This is a genomic window from Pseudoalteromonas sp. J2K-J599, assembly GCF_059295115.2.
In genome coordinates this window covers 682,086-698,370 of the sequence record NZ_CM200271.1, presented here as the reverse complement: position 1 = coordinate 698,370, position 16,285 = coordinate 682,086, and the positions used below count along the sequence as shown (strand labels likewise).

The following is a 16,285-nucleotide window of genomic DNA, read 5'->3' as shown; positions in this document are numbered from 1 at the left end:
ATATTTGTACATATTTCAAACAAAAGTATTATTAAATGTTAATCTGCCTGCTTACGTAAAAAAGCGGGAATATCAAAATAATCACCACCTTCTGATTTATCTGCTTTTTTACTATTTTGCGCTGAAGAACTTGAACTCGTTGAAGGCGCTTTTTCTTTGCTTTGCGCTTGCTCTTTAGTCGTATTTTCTTCAGCGTTTGTATCTTGGTTTGCAAAACTTGGTACGTACATGCTGCTCGTTTGGTTTGATGTGCTTGCAACATCAGAACCTGATGCTTTTTTAAAGCCGTTATCAACAATACCAAACTGTGGACGACGATCGCCGCCTAAACCAGTTGCAACAACCGTTACACGTAGCTCATCAGTCATTTCTGGATCGATTACCGCACCAACAACAACCGTTGCGTTTTCTGACGCAAGTGCTTTAACGTGATTACCAACAATTTCAAATTCTTCAATCGCAATGTCCATACCAGCGGTAATATTAACTAAGATACCTTTAGCACCTGTTAAATCAACGTCTTCTAGTAGTGGGCTTGAGATAGCGGCTTCTGCAGCTTCTTGTGCACGATCAGGACCTGACGCAGACGCCGTTCCCATCATTGCAGTACCCATTGCAGACATTACTGTTCTAACATCGGCGAAATCCACGTTAATTAAACCAGAACGTGTAATTAGCTCTGCTATACCTTGTACCGCACCAAATAATACGTCATTAGCTTTAGCGAAGGCATCTAGAAGTGTAGTCCCTTTACCTAAAACTTTAAGCAATTTATTGTTAGGAATTGTAATAAGTGAATCTACAATTTCTGACAATTCATTAATGCCTTGTTCAGCGGCTGCTGCACGTTTTTTACCTTCAAAATCAAAAGGACGTGTTACAACTGCAACGGTTAAAATACCGAGTTCTTTAGCAATTTTAGCAACTACCGGTGCAGCACCAGTACCTGTACCACCGCCCATACCGGCTGCAATAAATACCATATCGGCGCCTTCAAGGCTGGCACGAATTGTATCTGCATCTTCTTCAGCCGACTTACGGCCTACTTCAGGGTTTGCGCCCGCACCTAACCCAGAGGTTATTTGCGTGCCTAGTTGAACTGTAATATCGGCAGCAGAGTTACGTAATGCTTGCGCATCCGTATTAGCGGCTATAAAACGCACGCCTTCTATTTGTTGTTTTACCATGTGCTCAACAGCGTTACCGCCACCACCGCCCACGCCGATTACTTTTATTACAGCTTCTTCGCTGTGTTGTTCCATTATATCAAACATGTTTACTCTCCGACTTGAGTCTTAAAACTCGCCTTGGAACCATTTAGTAATGCGGTTCCACCAATTATTGTTATCCTCTGCTTTCGACTTTTGTGCATTCATCGATTGCATGGTACGCCCGTATTGTAACAAACCAACAGCGGTTGCGTACGAAGGATCATCTACATAGTCTGTCAAACCAACCATCCCGATTGGTTTGCCTATTCTTACTGGCATTTGGAAGATGTCTTCTGCCACTTCCATCGCGCCAGTCATTTTAGCAGTTCCGCCTGTTATAACGAGACCTGCCGCAATTTGGTCTTCTAAGCCTGAACGACGAATTTCTTCCATCGCAAGCTCAAATAATTCTCTAAAACGAGGCTCTACCACCTCAGATAATGTATGGCGCGACATCAACCTTGCTGGTCGTCCTCCTACACTTGGTACTTCAATTGTGTCTTCGCTACTTGCCATTTGGCTACTAGCACATGCGTATTGTACTTTGAGTGACTCGGCATGTGATATAGGTGTGCGAAATATTTTTGCAATATCACCAGTAACTTGGTTACCCGCCACTGGAATAACCGCAGAGTGACGAAGTGCGCCATTAATATAAATGGTGATATCCATAGTACCGCCACCAATATCAAGTACTGCAACACCTAGCTCTTTTTCGTCATCTGTTAGTACAGAATAACATGACGCAAGGGCAGTAAAGATAAGTTGATCAACTTCAAGACCACAGCGCTCAACGCATTTTTCGATATTTTTTGCCATATCGTTTGAGCACGTAATGATATGTGCACGCGCTTCCATACGAACGCCGCTCATGCCTAGTGGGTTTTTAATGCCCTCTTGCATATCGATGCTGTATTCTTGCGGCAATGCATGTAGCATTTTACGCTCTGCTGAAATAGGCACAGAACGCGCAATATGTATTACGTTTTCAATGTCTTCGTCAGTGACTTCGGTGTTATTGATTGCTACCACACCACTTTCGTTTTGACACTGTATATGTTTGCCAGAAATACCCAAATACACAGAGCTTATACGACAATCAGCCATTAACTCGGCCTCGTCTATTGCTCGTCGAATAGACTCAGACACTAAGTTTAAATCGTTAACGCCGCCTTTATCCATACCATGAGATACTTGGCTGCCCACACCAACAATGCTGAGCTTGTTATCTGCGGTGATTTCACCTACCGTGGCAACCACTTTCGAGGTGCCAACGTCTAATCCTATTACTAGGTTTCTTTCTGCTGACTTAGTCATGCCTTACTCTTATTTTGTAATTGTTCTTCTTGCATTGGCTTAAAGCTTACTGCAAGGCCGGTATCATACCGTAAATCGATTGTATCTACTTGTGCATCTGCACGTTGTTCCATTCGTGGATAAACGTCTATAAAACGTTGTACACGCTTGGCTTTATCTTTACGCCCTAAATTTAAGCGAATCCCGTTATCTAGCCAAAGTTGCCACGAAAAACGCTCCGATAATGCCAAACTTGTTAATGTTAAACCATTAACTCTGAGCATTTCATCAAATTGCTTAAAAGCAACCCACGCCTCTTCTTCGCTACCTTCTGGGCCATATAACTGCGGTAAGTTATCATCTAACTTATCGCTGCTGGCTTGAAATGCTTGGCCACTTTGGTTGAGCAACAAGTCGCTATTCCAGTGAGCAACTACTTCATGTTCAACTACATACACCTGTATAGTATCAGGCCATTGTTTACGTACCGAAGCGGTAGCAACCCAAGGCAAGTCTTGAACTAGCTGCTGCACGTGCTTAACATCAAGTTCAAAAAAACTACTTAAATCGGCTTTTTTAATTGCTTTTATAATTGCCGTTTCATCTGTGTATTTGGGATGCCCTTGCACTGTAAGGTGCTTAATTTGAGCATCTTTATTTTCAACTAACCAATCAGATACACCGGTGGTTATTTGTACTAAGCCTATAACCACAACCAGAAAAAAACTCACTCCAAAAATCAGCGACCAATTAAAGTTAAGTTGCTGTTTTAGTTGTTGAGCTTTTTCTAAAAGGGGATGCATATTAAAGCGTTTGCTCTAAAATGCGAACAACTAATTGCTCAAAAGTTGCCCCGTTCGCTTTTGCAGCCATCGGTACTAGTGACTTTTCTGTCATGCCTGGTACTGTATTTACTTCAAGCAGGTAAAAATTCCCTTGCTCGTCTTGCATAGCATCAACACGACCCCAACCACTTGCACCCACTAAATCAAACGCATCTAGCGATATGGCTTGTAAGTACTTAGTATCTTGCTCTGATAAATCTGCAGGGCAATGATACTGGGTTGTATTTGATTGATACTTAGCTTGGTAATCGTAAAAACCATTAGGTGTCGTCATCTCAATGACTGGCTGTACATCGTCACCAAGCACTGTAACTGTGAATTCACGACCAGTGATCCACTGCTCTACAAGTACTTGGTTATCAAACTTAAATGCATTAGCTAATGCATCTTCAAGCTCTTGCGTTGTACTTGCTTGCGCCATACCTATGCTTGAACCTTCATGCGATGGCTTAACCATTACCTTTTTAAACTCATCCATAATGGCTGCAGCATCAAAGCCTTTTTTAGCATCAACTACGGTATAAGGTGCAGTGCTTAAACCCGCTGATTTAAATAAGTGCTTACAACGTACTTTATCCATAGCAAGTGCTGAACCTAGTACATTACTGCCCGTGTAAGGCAAGTTCATAAATTCAAGTGCACCCTGCACTGTGCCGTCTTCGCCACCACGGCCATGCAAAGCAATAAAAACGCGATCTACATTTAATTCTTTTAACTCCCACAAAGAACGACTTTGTGGGTCAAATGCAATTGCATCAATACCACTATTTTGCAGCGCATTTAAAACAGCCTGACCCGATCGTAAAGACACTTCACGCTCTGCTGAGTTACCACCTAGCAGTACCGCTACTTTACCAAATTGTGTGTTTACCTGAGTCATACTTCACCTTGCTTAAGTTTTTCTATCGACATACCCGTTGCAGCTAATGTTTTAACTAACTGACCTATATTACCAGCGCCTTGGGTTAATACTAAATCATTGTTTTGTAAATTTGCGGCTAAAACGCCTGCAAGCTCAGCATTTGTTGCTACGTGCAGCGGCTCTTTGCCACGTTGGCGAAGGCTACGACATAAACTTTTGCTGTCGGCCCCTACAATAGGATCTTCACCAGCGCTGTACACATCAAGTAATAGCAACTGATCTACATCAGCAAGTACTTTTACAAAATCTTCGTATAAGTCGCGTGTGCGAGAAAACCTATGAGGTTGATATACCATTACTAAACGCTTATCAGGCCAACCTTCACGCACTGCTGCAATTGTTGCTGCAACTTCTGAAGGGTGATGCCCGTAATCATCAACTAACATCACATTGCCCCGCTCGTTTTCAAATTCACCATAGTGCTGAAAACGACGACCAATGCCTTCAAACTTCTGCAGCGCTTCTAAAATTGCATGATTCGCAATGTTTTGATCTTTTGCCACAGCAATCGCAGCGGTTGCGTTAAGTGCGTTGTGTCTACCTGGCATATTCAATGTGGCAGTTAAACACTCACCTTGTTTGTTAGTTACTGTAAATGTGCACGTATTAGCTGATTGGCTAAAGTCGCTCATGCGATAATCAGCATCTTTCGATTCGCCATACGTAATAACTGGGCGACCAAAGCGAGGAATAAGCTCAGCTGCAACTTCAGAATCAATACATACAACAGCTAAACCATAAAAAGGCAAGTTATGAATAAAATCGACATACGTGTCTTTCATTTTTTCAAGACTGCCGCCATAAGTATCCATGTGATCTTCTTCAATATTTGTGATCACCGAGACCATTGGCTGCAAGTGTAAAAACGACGCATCGCTTTCATCAGCTTCTGCTATTAAAAAATCACTTTTACCTACTTTTGCGTTACTACCTGCGCTATTTAACAAGCCACCAATAATAAAAGTTGGATCAAGCCCTGCTTGTCCATAAATACTTGCAATTAGGCTTGTTGTCGTTGTTTTACCATGCGTCCCCGCAATCGCTATACCGTGGCGAAAACGCATTAGCTCTGCGAGCATTTCTGCGCGGCGCACAACAGGGATTCTTGCGGCTTTAGCTGCAATAATTTCAGGATTTGTTTCATCAATCGCGCTTGAAACAACCACTACATTGGCATCTTTCACGTTATTTTCATGATGGCCAATAAATACCTCAGCACCGGCTTTAATTAAGCGATCTGTCATAGCGCTATGAGCAATGTCAGAACCTGTAATACGGTAGCCTTCAAAAGCGAGTACTTCAGCAATACCGCCCATACCGGCTCCACCAATACCAATAAAGTGAATGGTTTCTATTCGGCGCATTGCTGGGCGCGTGTGTTTTTCTTGTACTGACGTTTCTTTCACTTATTTTCTCTTATTTGTTACTTGCTCACAGTGCGTTGCTACGCTTGCTGTGGCATCTAAAATGGCTTGTTTTTTTGCATTTGTAGCCATTTCAGTAATTAATGAAGGTTGGGCTAAATATGGGCTTAATAGTTCAACAATTGATTGTTTATTAAACTGCCCTTGTGGCATTAATAATGCGCCATTAGCCATCACTAAATATTGTGCGTTTGCTGTTTGATGGTCATCCACGGCATGTGGAAAGGGAACAAAAACAGCCATTTTACCTGCTGCTGCAATTTCGCTAACAGTTAATGCACCAGCGCGGCAAACAACAATATCAGCCCAGCTATACGCCGCGTCCATATCATCAATAAATTCAGCTATTTTTGTATTACCATCCGCAAAGCCATGCATTTTATAAGCTGTTTCTACAGTAGATAAATGACCCTTACCTGTTTGATGCCATACACTTATTGGAGCTGTATTATTTAGTACTTTAAATGCTTCTGGTAATGTTTGATTAAGCACTTGCGCACCAAGCGAGCCGCCCACTACTAAAATATTAATAGGGTTTGATACATCGCGTTTGGCTATATTCATAACGCTTTGGCGAACTGGGTTACCTACTAGCTCGGCTTGACCCTGTGCAAAAGCACTTGGAAATGCTGCTAATACACGTGTAGCCACCTTAGCTAGCAGTTTATTACTCATACCCGCTACAGCGTTTTGCTCGTGAATAACCAGCGGAATACCTAAACTCTTTGCGGCAATTCCCGTGGGTCCCGTAACATAACCGCCCATTGCGAGTACTACATCTGGGCGCTGTTCTTTCAATACCTTACGCGCTTGCAATACTGCATTAACTACCATGAATGGGGCTTTAATAAGACGTTTTAATCCGTTACCACGAACACCTTTTACATTAATAAAATCAATATCTATATTATGCTTAGGTACAACGCTTGCTTCCATTCGATCTGGTGTGCCAATCCAGCTAACTTGCCAGCCTTGCTGTCTTAAATAATCAGCCACTGCAATACCAGGAAAAATGTGTCCGCCAGTTCCACCAGCCACTACTACTAATTTTTTACTCATCGCTTGCCTCCACGTGAGGTGGCTTGTTTGGTTGCCATTTTGGTTTCAAAATCTACGCGCAATAAAATACCCGTGGCAATGGTCATAATTAACAAGCTTGAACCACCATAAGAAATAAATGGCAGGGTTAAACCCTTAGTTGGCAAAATACCCGCGCTCGCACCTACATTCACCATGGTTTGAAATGCAAACCAAATACCAATGGCAAACGAAAAATAGCCTTCGTATTCTTTGCCACACTTAAGCGCTTGTTGGCCTATTAATAACGCTCTAAATACTAAAGTAGCTAATACCATTAAAATACTTACAACGCCTATTAAACCAAGTTCTTCACCTATTACAGCAAAAATAAAATCGTTATGCGCTTCAGGTAAATATTGCAGTTTTTGTACACTGTTACCTAAGCCTTGGCCAAACCAACCACCTTGGCTATAAGCCATTAGCGATTGAACCAACTGATAACCCTTACCAAAAGGATCATCCCAAGGGTCTAAAAAGCCAACAACACGCGCCATTCGATATGGTTCAACAATAATCAGTAATACAACTAAACCGACGCCAGTTAGAATAAGTACAAAGAACTGCCATAATTTAGCGCCAGCTAAAAACAGTAAACCAACCGTTGTTACAAACATAACAACCACTGTACCTAAATCAGGTTGTAACAAAATAAGTAGCGCATACACTGCAAATACAGCTATTGGCTTTGCAAAGCCTTTAATATTTTCTTGTACTTCTTCGCGTTTTCTTACCAAATAACCCGCAATATAACTAAAAAAGTATAATTTAGCGGCCTCAGCAACCTGAAAACCAACAGGACCAATAGGTATCCATCGTTTAGCACCATTCACTTCACGCCCAACAATCAATACAGCTATTAACAGCACCATGCCTAGTATTAATAAATAAGGGTTGGATCGTTTCCACCAATCCATTGGCACACAAACACTTATCCAAAAAAGCACAAAAGACATTGCCAAAAACATGCTGTGGCGAATAGTAATATGGTATGGGTCATCAAATAACCGCTCAGCGGTCGGCATTGAAGCGCTGGTTACCATGATAAAACCAACGCCAATTAACATAATTACGCAGTACAGCAGCGGTACATCATACAACTGACCTGAAGGTTTTGGTGTTAATGCATCTCTTATATCGGCAAAAGCAATCATAGTTGCCCTGCCATAACACATTGAATAAAGTCATCACCGCGTTGCATATAGTTGTTATACATATCAATGCTGGCACATGCGGGTGCTAACAAAACAATATTGCCAGTACTACTAAGTACGTTGGCCAAAGCAACAGCTTCTTCCATATTATTAGTTAAATAGCTCTTATTGGTAATCGCAGCTACGTCACTTGCATCTTTACCAAAACAAATTAATGCTTTTACATGTTGTTCTATGTAGGGTTTAAGTGCATTTAAATCGGTGCCTTTAGCATCGCCACCTGCAATAACAATCAGGTTTTCACCATCACTAGCCAAGCTATCTATTGCAGCAATGGTCGCTCCAACATTCGTTGCCTTTGAATCGTTAAAATACTTTACACCGTTAAGCTCAGCTACAAATTGGCAGCGATGAGCCAATCCATTAAATTGACCTAACGCGTTCTTATATTGCGCTTTACTTACTTCAAACGGACTTAAAAGCGCCATTACTGCAAGCGTATTTAAATAATTGTGCTTACCCACTACCGCAAGCGTATCAACAGGTAAAAAGGCATCGCCTTTAAGCATAAAATGAGTTTCGCCATTATGCTGCGCTAAATGGTAATCACCTTGTTGAGCACCAAAGCTGATTAGGGGGGTTGTACCACGCTCAACTGGATGTGTTTGAATATCGTCTGCATTGACAACTATCAGCTCTGCACCGTCATAAATACTTAGCTTTGAGTCTATATAAGCTTGGTAACTGTCGTATCGATCAAGATGATCTTCAGACACATTTAATACCGTTGCACTTACAGGTTTTAAACTCGTTGTGGTATCTAGCTGAAAACTAGATAACTCAAGTACATACACATCAAAATCATCGTTGAGTAAATCAAGCACCGCTGTGCCAATATTCCCACCCAAAGCAACTTTATAGCCGGCTTCTTTTAATACTTCATAAGCGAGCGTAACCACGGTTGATTTACCGTTAGAGCCCGTAACAGCAACAACTGGTTTTGTATTAATACGTGCAAATAACTCAACGTCGCCAATCACTTCAACACCTGCGTTAATTGCATTTGCAACAGCTGGTATTTTTAAGCTAAGCCCAGGGCTTATAATGATCATATTGCTTGAACAAAGCTCAGCGTCATCTAAATTACCAAAGTGGGTATCTAGATTTGGCGCATGCTCTTTTAACCAATCAATCCCCGGCGGGGTTGCTCGGCTATCAACGACCTTAGGGGCGAGGCCATGAGATAATAGAAAACGCACAATGCCCAGACCGGTTACACCGAGTCCGAGCACTGTTATTTGTTTGTTTTTTATCTCGTTTAAATACTGCATTTATCGAATCTTTAAAGTAGCTAAGCCAGCAAGCACTAGCACAACAGAAATAATCCAAAAGCGCACAATAACGCGAGGCTCTGGCCAACCTTTTAATTCATAATGATGATGAATCGGCGCCATTCTAAAAATGCGTTGTCCGCGTAATTTATACGACCCCACTTGTAATATTACCGATAGTGCTTCCATTACAAATACACCACCCATAATAATAAGTAGTAACTCTTGGCGTACTAAAACAGCAATAATACCTAATGCACCACCAAGTGCTAATGAGCCAACATCGCCCATAAATACTTGTGCTGGGTAAGTGTTAAACCATAAAAAGCCAAGCCCTGCGCCCACAATGGCAGTACACACAACGACAAGCTCACTCGCCAGCGGTAAATGTGGAATATGTAAGTAAGCCGAAAAGTTAATATTACCTGTTAAGTAAGCAATAATTGCCAATGCTGCAGCCACCAAAATAATTGGCACAATCGCCAAGCCATCTAAGCCATCGGTCAGGTTTACTGCGTTTGATGTACCTACTATCGCAAAGTACGTAAGCACAATATAAAACAAACCTAATTGCGGTAATACGTCTTTAAAAAATGGAACAACAAGAGATGTCTCAGATGCTTGAGCACTAGTAAAGTACAAAGCAGTAGCTACAACTAATGCAATGACCGATTGCCAAAAGTACTTCCACTTAGCAATTAAACCTTTTGGGTCTTTACGAATAACTTTACGGTAATCATCAACAAAACCAACAATACCTAATGAGCCAATTACAAACAGTGTTGCCCACACATATTTATTTGATAAATCGGCCCAAAGTAGCGTGCTGGTAAAAATAGCCGCTAAAATAAGTAAGCCACCCATAGTCGGTGTACCCGACTTAGACAAATGCGATTGCGGACCATCGTCGCGAACTGTTTGACCTATTTGCATACGTTGCAAACCACGAATTAACTTAGGCCCTAAATAAAGAGACATAATTAACGCAGTTAAAATACCTAAAATGGCACGTAGCGTTAAATACGAAAAAACATGAAAACCACTAAAATACTGTGTTAAATACTCTGCCAGCCAAACTAACATTATGATACTCCATTGATGGCTTGTTGCTGGCCATTAACTAAATCGGTTACTAATAATTCCATGCGAGAACTGCGCGATCCTTTCACTACTATTGTTGTTTTTTTATTCACTTTATTAATACTTTCTTGAATTTTTTGCTGCATCTGTTCGCGGCTCGAAAAGTGGCGATTAGGAAGTTCAAACACATCACTTGCGTATTTACTTAACACGCCTAATGTAAATAACTCATCAATCCCTTGTTCAAGTGCATACTCGCCAACTTCTTTATGGTACTTACGTGCATCTTCACCAAGCTCACCCATATCTCCGAGTGCTAAAATGCGGTGACCTTGCATATCACTTAACAAGTCAATCGCAGCCTTTACCGACTTAACATTAGCATTATAGGTATCATCAACCACGGTAAGTAAATCAGACACTTCAATTAAATTAACGCGCCCTTTTACATCACCCATTGTGGCAAGTGCATTGGCTATTTCTTCAAGGGTTACATCAAATTCACTGGTCAGCGCCGCAGCGATAAGTGCATTACTAATATTATGCTTACCAGGTAGCGCCAAAGTAACATGCACTTGCTTGTTTTTAGTGCAAAGCGTAAAGCTTGCACGTGCATTGGCATCAAGCGTAATGTTCTCTGCCCAAATGTCTAGTTTTTCGGTTGTAGAAAAGCGTTTAACATTACGCCCTTCAAGTTTATCTAACCAATACTGGCTAAATTCACTATCGCAATTAACAATGGCAACACCGTCATCTTTTAGGCCATCAAAAATCTCACCTTTAGCTTTTGCAACGCCCATTAAGCTACCAAAACCTTCCAAGTGAGCTGCTGCAACATTACATACAACGGCCACATCTGGTTTTGTCATTGCCGTTGTGTAAGCAATTTCACCTAAGTGATTTGCACCTAGCTCAATAACAGCAAAACGATGTTGAGGATCTAAGCGCAATAACGTAAGTGGGACGCCAATATCGTTGTTAAAATTACCTTTAGTAGCTAATACATCACCGTGAACCGACAAAATTGCCGCACACATTTCTTTTACGGTGGTTTTGCCTACACTCCCTGTAATTGCAATTGTTTTAGGCGCCACTTGTGCCATAACAGCGGTGCCAATTGTACCTAGTGCAATACGTGTATCGCTTACTATAAATTGTGGAATATCTACATCAACTTTGTGCTGAACAATAACGCCTATAGCGCCTTTTTGTTTAGCCTCAGCTATAAATTTATGGCCATCAAAATTTGGCCCTTTAAGTGCTAAAAACACTTCGCCATCGCACACTGTACGAGTATCAGTATTTATATTAAGCACGTGTTGATTATCACCTTGATAATCGGTTGTTAGCACATTAGCTAACCAATCAAAATCCATTGGGATCATTGTGTTATCCCTCTTACTGCTTTTTTTAGTTGTTCTTGTACATAGCGGCGATCGCAAAAGTCGATGCGCTTATCGCCTATAATTTGATAATCTTCGTGGCCTTTACCTGCAATCAAAATAACATCATCAGCTGTAGCGTTTTCTATAGCAAAACGAATTGCAGTTGCTCTATCTGCCTCTAAATGTGCATTTTGAGGATGGGTTAGACCGCCTGCTACATCTGCAATAATGTCATCAGGATTTTCAGATCGAGGGTTATCACTGGTAATAATAATTTTATTAGCGTTTTGCTCAGCAGCTTGCGCCATTAATGCCCGCTTACCTTTGTCTCTGTCGCCACCGCAACCAAATACACAACTTACGCCACCTGGCACATGCAACTGCAATGCTTGTAATGCAAGTGCAAGTGCATCGGGTGTATGGGCGTAATCAACAACACACGTTGGCATGCCAGCTTGACTAAAAGCTTGCATTCGACCAGCGACTGGCTGTAACTGCGCACAACCAGCAACTAGTTGCTCAAGCGGATAACCTAGCCCTAGTAATGTAGCGAGCGCTGCCGTTAAGTTATATAAGTTGAATTCGCCAAACAGAGGCGATTCAATTGAAATATCACCCCAACTTGTCGACAACTGCGCCGAAATACCTTTACTTGAATATTCAACATCAGAAAAATAAACGTATCGGGCATTCTTAGGAGCTAAGTTTTTTCGGCCATAACAAATTAGGTTATTAAAGTCATACTTTTCAAGCCATTGCTCAGCTTGAAAGTCATCTTGATTGAGCACTACAACTTGCGGTTCAAAATCACGGAAAAGCATTAATTTCGCATCACCGTAACTTGCCATATCACCATGGTAATCTAAGTGATCGCGCGAAAGATTAGTAAACACAGCCGCTTTAAACTGACATTTAGCAACGCGTTGTTGCACTAACCCATGAGATGATACTTCCATGGCTACCAGCTTTTTATGCTGCGAATTTAAATCGCTCAAAATATGCTGTAAATCAACTGTTGAAGGCGTTGTGTTTATCAGTGGAATTAAGTTATCAGGATGGCCATAACCTAAAGTACCTATAATAGCCGACTCAGTACCACAAAATTGTGCTAAGTGGGCAATCATTGCTGTGGTGGTCGATTTACCATTTGTACCCGTCACACCAATTAAATCAAGAGTCTGACTTGGTTGGCTATAAAAGCGACTAGCTAATTCTGGAAGCTTTTTATCAAGCTCTGAGACTAAATACAGTGGCTCAAAACTGCTTTCAAATTCACATAATCTGTCAGCAATGATAGCTATTGCGCCATTTTCAATTGCTTTATTAATAAATTGTCCGCCATCAAGTGTATGGCCTTTAATAGCAACAAATACATCCCCTGGCGTTACTTCACGGCTATCAAGGCGTAAATGCTTTACCAGTTGCGAGGGCGCATCTATTTCGATGTATTTTAAAATATCCTTTAAATCACGCATCGTTATCTTTACCTTGTACGTACGCAACCTCTTCCTTGTCAGGCGCTACGTTTAATATTCTTAATGCGTTAGAGATGATTTCTGCAAATGCAGGGCCAGCGGTGGCACCTCCATAGTACACATCACCACCTGGTTCATTAATCATAACTACCACGGCTAAACGAGGATTACTTGCCGGTGCTACACCTGCAAAGTAACCTACATATTCATCACCATAACCACCTGCTACGGCTTTTTTAGATGTACCTGTTTTACCGGCAGCACGATACCCATCAACTTTTATGTTGCGAGCAGTACCGTCTTTTTCAAATACACTTTCCATCATGTGGACTACGGCTTCTACGTCTTTTTGTTTAAAAATACGTTCGCCTTCAGGTATATTATCTTGCTTTAAAATAGTCAGTGGTCGATTAACTCCACCAGCGCCTAACATGGTATAAAAGCGCGCCATTTGCGCAGTACTTACCGAAATTGCATAACCAAATGATAAAGTTGCAATTTCAAAGTCAGACCAACGACGATTTGGATAAAACAAACCGCTGCTTTCACCTACCATTCCAGTACCGGTGTCACTGCCAAAGCCTACTTTTTGATATAAGCCAACAAGGTAATCTTTAGGCACTAGCTGAGTAACCTTCGCAACCCCCATATTTGAGGAGTACTTTAGTATTTCGCGCAGTGTTAGTTCGCCGTGATTACGAGTATCTCTAACTAAACTACCACCTAAACGCATCCAACCTGGGTAGGTATCAATCGTGTCATCTGCCTGAATGGCGCCGTAGTCTAGCCCAGCTAAAATGGCTAGAGGCTTAACAGTTGAGCCTGGTTCAAACAAATCTGTAATTGCGCGATTACGACGCTTATGAGGTGCAGCATCGCTTAAGTTATTTGGATTAAATGAAGGACTATTTACCATTGCCAGCACTTCACCGGTTTTAACATCAACTACCATAGCTGAGCCCGATGTGGCTTTGTAAGTCAGTACAGCTGATTTTACAGCTTTGTAGGCAATAGCTTGAATTCGTTGGTCGATACTTAATTCTATACTTTCTGGCTCTACGCGCTCACGCTCGTCAAGCACTTCTACTTCACGCCCTTGTGCGTCTTTACGTATAGTGCGGCGGCCTTCCTCGCCCGTTAAAGCGTTTTCGTATAGCTTTTCAATGCCTTCAATGCCTTTACCGTCTATATTAGTAAAACCAATAACATGCGCGGTAACCTCACCGGCGGGGTAATAGCGTTTAGATTCATCTAGTAAATGAATACCTGGTAGGCGTAAATCGCCAATATAATTTGCTACAGCAGGAGTAACTTGGCGCTTTAAATAAACAAAGCGACGCGAGGGATCGTTTAAAAGTCGAGAGTTAATCTTCTTAGGATCAATACGCAGCACATCTGCAAGCTCACGCCAGCGTAAATCGTTTTTATAATAAAGTGCAGTACGCTTATCAAGCTCGGCGGTATTTTCAGCTAAAGATAAATGATCTTCGCCGCTTTTACGTGCTTGTTTAATTACTTTAGAGACTAACGACTTGTGCAATGCTTTAGGATCAGCATATACACTTACAACAGGCACACTTACCGCTAACTCTTTACCATTACGGTCAAAAATCATCCCGCGTTGCACATGTAGTTTTTCAACGCGCACGGTACGTTTGTCACTTTCTGAACGTGCTTTATCAGGTTCTATTACTTGTAAATAAGCAGCGCGAGATACGAGTGTTACAAACACCATAAACACAACTGCACACACCAGCATGAAGCGCCATGTGATTAAATTAGTGACTGGTTTTTTGCCTCTATTTCTCATTGTACTATTATTACCTGCTCATCTTGACTCGTAGGTCTTTTCATTTTCAATTGTGATGTAGCTACTTCTTCAATGCGTGCATGTTGCGAATAAAATTCTTCTTCAACAAGTAAGTAGCGCCACTCTAAATCGAGCTCATCGCGTTCTTGTAATAATTGATCTTGCTGTATAAGTTGGCCACGAGCTAAGTGGGTTGTTTGCACAACAGCTAAACTAGAAGCGAATATCACAACCAACAAGGCCGAGGTTAGCTTATTAGCTCCTAGGCCTTTTAATATTTCAAAGAATAAATTAGGTTGCCGATAGCTCGCTTTTTTACTCATCCCAACCTCTGTGCAATCCTAAGTACAGAACTACGAGAACGTGGATTACGCTCTACTTCTGCAGCACTTGGCTTAATAGCTTTACCCACTGCTTTTAACGTCAGATTTTTATTTATTTGTGCATCAGTTAAAGGCAGACCTCTGGGTAATGCTTCTCCCTTACTCTGTTTTCTAATAAACTGTTTTACAATACGGTCTTCTAAAGAATGAAACGAAATCACCACTAAACGTCCGCCTGGCTTTAGCACTTTAACTGCAGACTGAAGCGCAGTTTGAATTTCTTCAAGCTCACTATTAATGTAAATACGAATAGCCTGAAAAGTACGGGTAGCTGGGTGTTTAAACTTATCTTTTACCGGTACAGCTTCATCAACAAGGTCAGCAAGCTGCTTGGTAGTTGTGATTGGCGTGTGCTCACGAACTTCAAGTACTTTGTGTGCAATGCGTTTACCAAACTTTTCTTCGCCCAATTTTTTAATTACGTGGGTAATATCATCCAACTCAGCCTCTGCTAACCACTGTGCTGCACTGCGACCTGTTGTAGGGTCCATACGCATATCGAGTGGGCCGTCTTTCATAAAACTAAAGCCACGCTCAGCGTCATCTAATTGTGGTGACGAAACACCAATGTCTAATAAAATGCCATCGACTTTACCGATTAGATCGTTTTGCTGTGCTACTTCGTATAAGTTTGAAAATCGAGTGTGTGCAATTGCAAAACGTGGGTCATCAGCAAACTTTTCAGCTGATTGTATTGCTTGTGGATCTTGGTCAATTGCTTGCAGGCGACCTTCATCACCAAGGCGTGCTAAAATTTGCCCAGAGTGGCCACCACGTCCAAATGTACCATCCATGTATATACCGTCTGGCTTAATTGCAAGAGCATCGATGGTCTCATCCATTAATACGGATACGTGTTCAAATTGCGCTGTCATTAGCTATTGTGTGCCTT

The 16,285-nt window shown here is 41.6% G+C and carries 14 protein-coding genes; all 14 read right to left on the bottom strand.

Features of this window, described 5'->3' with window-relative positions:
• Positions 1–38: 38 nt before the first annotated feature.
• The 14 genes from ftsZ to rsmH are packed head-to-tail and all read right to left on the bottom strand — an operon-like array spanning position 39 to position 16,268.
• The gene (gene ftsZ, locus AC5NT5_RS03125) at positions 39–1,274 is read right to left on the bottom strand and encodes a cell division protein FtsZ (protein WP_494513354.1); all 1,236 of its coding nucleotides are present in this window, start codon (positions 1,272–1,274) and stop codon (positions 39–41) included.
• Between the two features lie 21 nt (positions 1,275–1,295).
• Positions 1,296–2,528 carry a cell division protein FtsA gene (gene ftsA / locus AC5NT5_RS03120; protein WP_007582937.1) on the bottom strand — a complete coding sequence of 411 codons (1,233 nt, stop codon included), beginning with the start codon at positions 2,526–2,528 and terminating at the stop codon, positions 1,296–1,298.
• A complete protein-coding gene (locus AC5NT5_RS03115) occupies positions 2,525–3,310 on the bottom strand; it encodes a cell division protein FtsQ/DivIB (RefSeq protein ID WP_002957996.1) in 786 nt (261 codons plus the stop codon). The genes ftsA and AC5NT5_RS03115 overlap by 4 nt, the downstream gene beginning before the upstream one ends.
• Before the next feature lies 1 nt (position 3,311).
• On the bottom strand, positions 3,312–4,232 hold the full coding sequence (locus AC5NT5_RS03110; RefSeq protein WP_494513353.1) for a D-alanine--D-alanine ligase: 921 nt from the start codon (positions 4,230–4,232) through the stop codon (positions 3,312–3,314).
• A complete protein-coding gene (murC, locus tag AC5NT5_RS03105) occupies positions 4,229–5,680 on the bottom strand; it encodes a UDP-N-acetylmuramate--L-alanine ligase (protein ID WP_039485322.1) in 1,452 nt (483 codons plus the stop codon). Before murC ends, AC5NT5_RS03110 begins: the two co-directional genes overlap by 4 nt.
• The gene (gene murG, locus AC5NT5_RS03100) at positions 5,681–6,757 is read right to left on the bottom strand and encodes an undecaprenyldiphospho-muramoylpentapeptide beta-N-acetylglucosaminyltransferase (protein ID WP_494513352.1); all 1,077 of its coding nucleotides are present in this window, start codon (positions 6,755–6,757) and stop codon (positions 5,681–5,683) included. It abuts the gene before it with no gap.
• Positions 6,754–7,929 carry a cell division protein FtsW gene (gene ftsW / locus AC5NT5_RS03095; RefSeq protein ID WP_024606332.1) on the bottom strand — a complete coding sequence of 392 codons (1,176 nt, stop codon included), beginning with the start codon at positions 7,927–7,929 and terminating at the stop codon, positions 6,754–6,756. Before ftsW ends, murG begins: the two co-directional genes overlap by 4 nt.
• Positions 7,926–9,260 carry a UDP-N-acetylmuramoyl-L-alanine--D-glutamate ligase gene (murD, locus tag AC5NT5_RS03090; protein ID WP_494513351.1) on the bottom strand — a complete coding sequence of 445 codons (1,335 nt, stop codon included), beginning with the start codon at positions 9,258–9,260 and terminating at the stop codon, positions 7,926–7,928. The genes ftsW and murD overlap by 4 nt, the downstream gene beginning before the upstream one ends.
• Entirely contained in the window at positions 9,261–10,343 is a 1,083-nt protein-coding gene (mraY, locus tag AC5NT5_RS03085; protein WP_002957990.1) for a phospho-N-acetylmuramoyl-pentapeptide-transferase, read from the bottom strand.
• A complete protein-coding gene (locus AC5NT5_RS03080) occupies positions 10,343–11,725 on the bottom strand; it encodes a UDP-N-acetylmuramoyl-tripeptide--D-alanyl-D-alanine ligase (RefSeq protein ID WP_494513350.1) in 1,383 nt (460 codons plus the stop codon). The genes mraY and AC5NT5_RS03080 overlap by 1 nt, the downstream gene beginning before the upstream one ends.
• Positions 11,722–13,200 (bottom strand): UDP-N-acetylmuramoyl-L-alanyl-D-glutamate--2,6-diaminopimelate ligase, encoded by a 1,479-nt coding sequence (gene murE, locus AC5NT5_RS03075; protein WP_494513349.1) that lies wholly within the window; start codon positions 13,198–13,200, stop codon positions 11,722–11,724. The genes AC5NT5_RS03080 and murE overlap by 4 nt, the downstream gene beginning before the upstream one ends.
• Positions 13,193–15,010 (bottom strand): peptidoglycan glycosyltransferase FtsI, encoded by a 1,818-nt coding sequence (locus AC5NT5_RS03070; RefSeq protein ID WP_002957987.1) that lies wholly within the window; start codon positions 15,008–15,010, stop codon positions 13,193–13,195. Before AC5NT5_RS03070 ends, murE begins: the two co-directional genes overlap by 8 nt.
• The gene (gene ftsL / locus AC5NT5_RS03065; protein ID WP_002957986.1) at positions 15,007–15,333 is read right to left on the bottom strand and encodes a cell division protein FtsL; all 327 of its coding nucleotides are present in this window, start codon (positions 15,331–15,333) and stop codon (positions 15,007–15,009) included. The genes AC5NT5_RS03070 and ftsL overlap by 4 nt, the downstream gene beginning before the upstream one ends.
• A complete protein-coding gene (rsmH, locus tag AC5NT5_RS03060) occupies positions 15,330–16,268 on the bottom strand; it encodes a 16S rRNA (cytosine(1402)-N(4))-methyltransferase RsmH (protein WP_024606338.1) in 939 nt (312 codons plus the stop codon). The genes ftsL and rsmH overlap by 4 nt, the downstream gene beginning before the upstream one ends.
• Between the last annotated feature and the right edge of the window lie 17 nt (positions 16,269–16,285).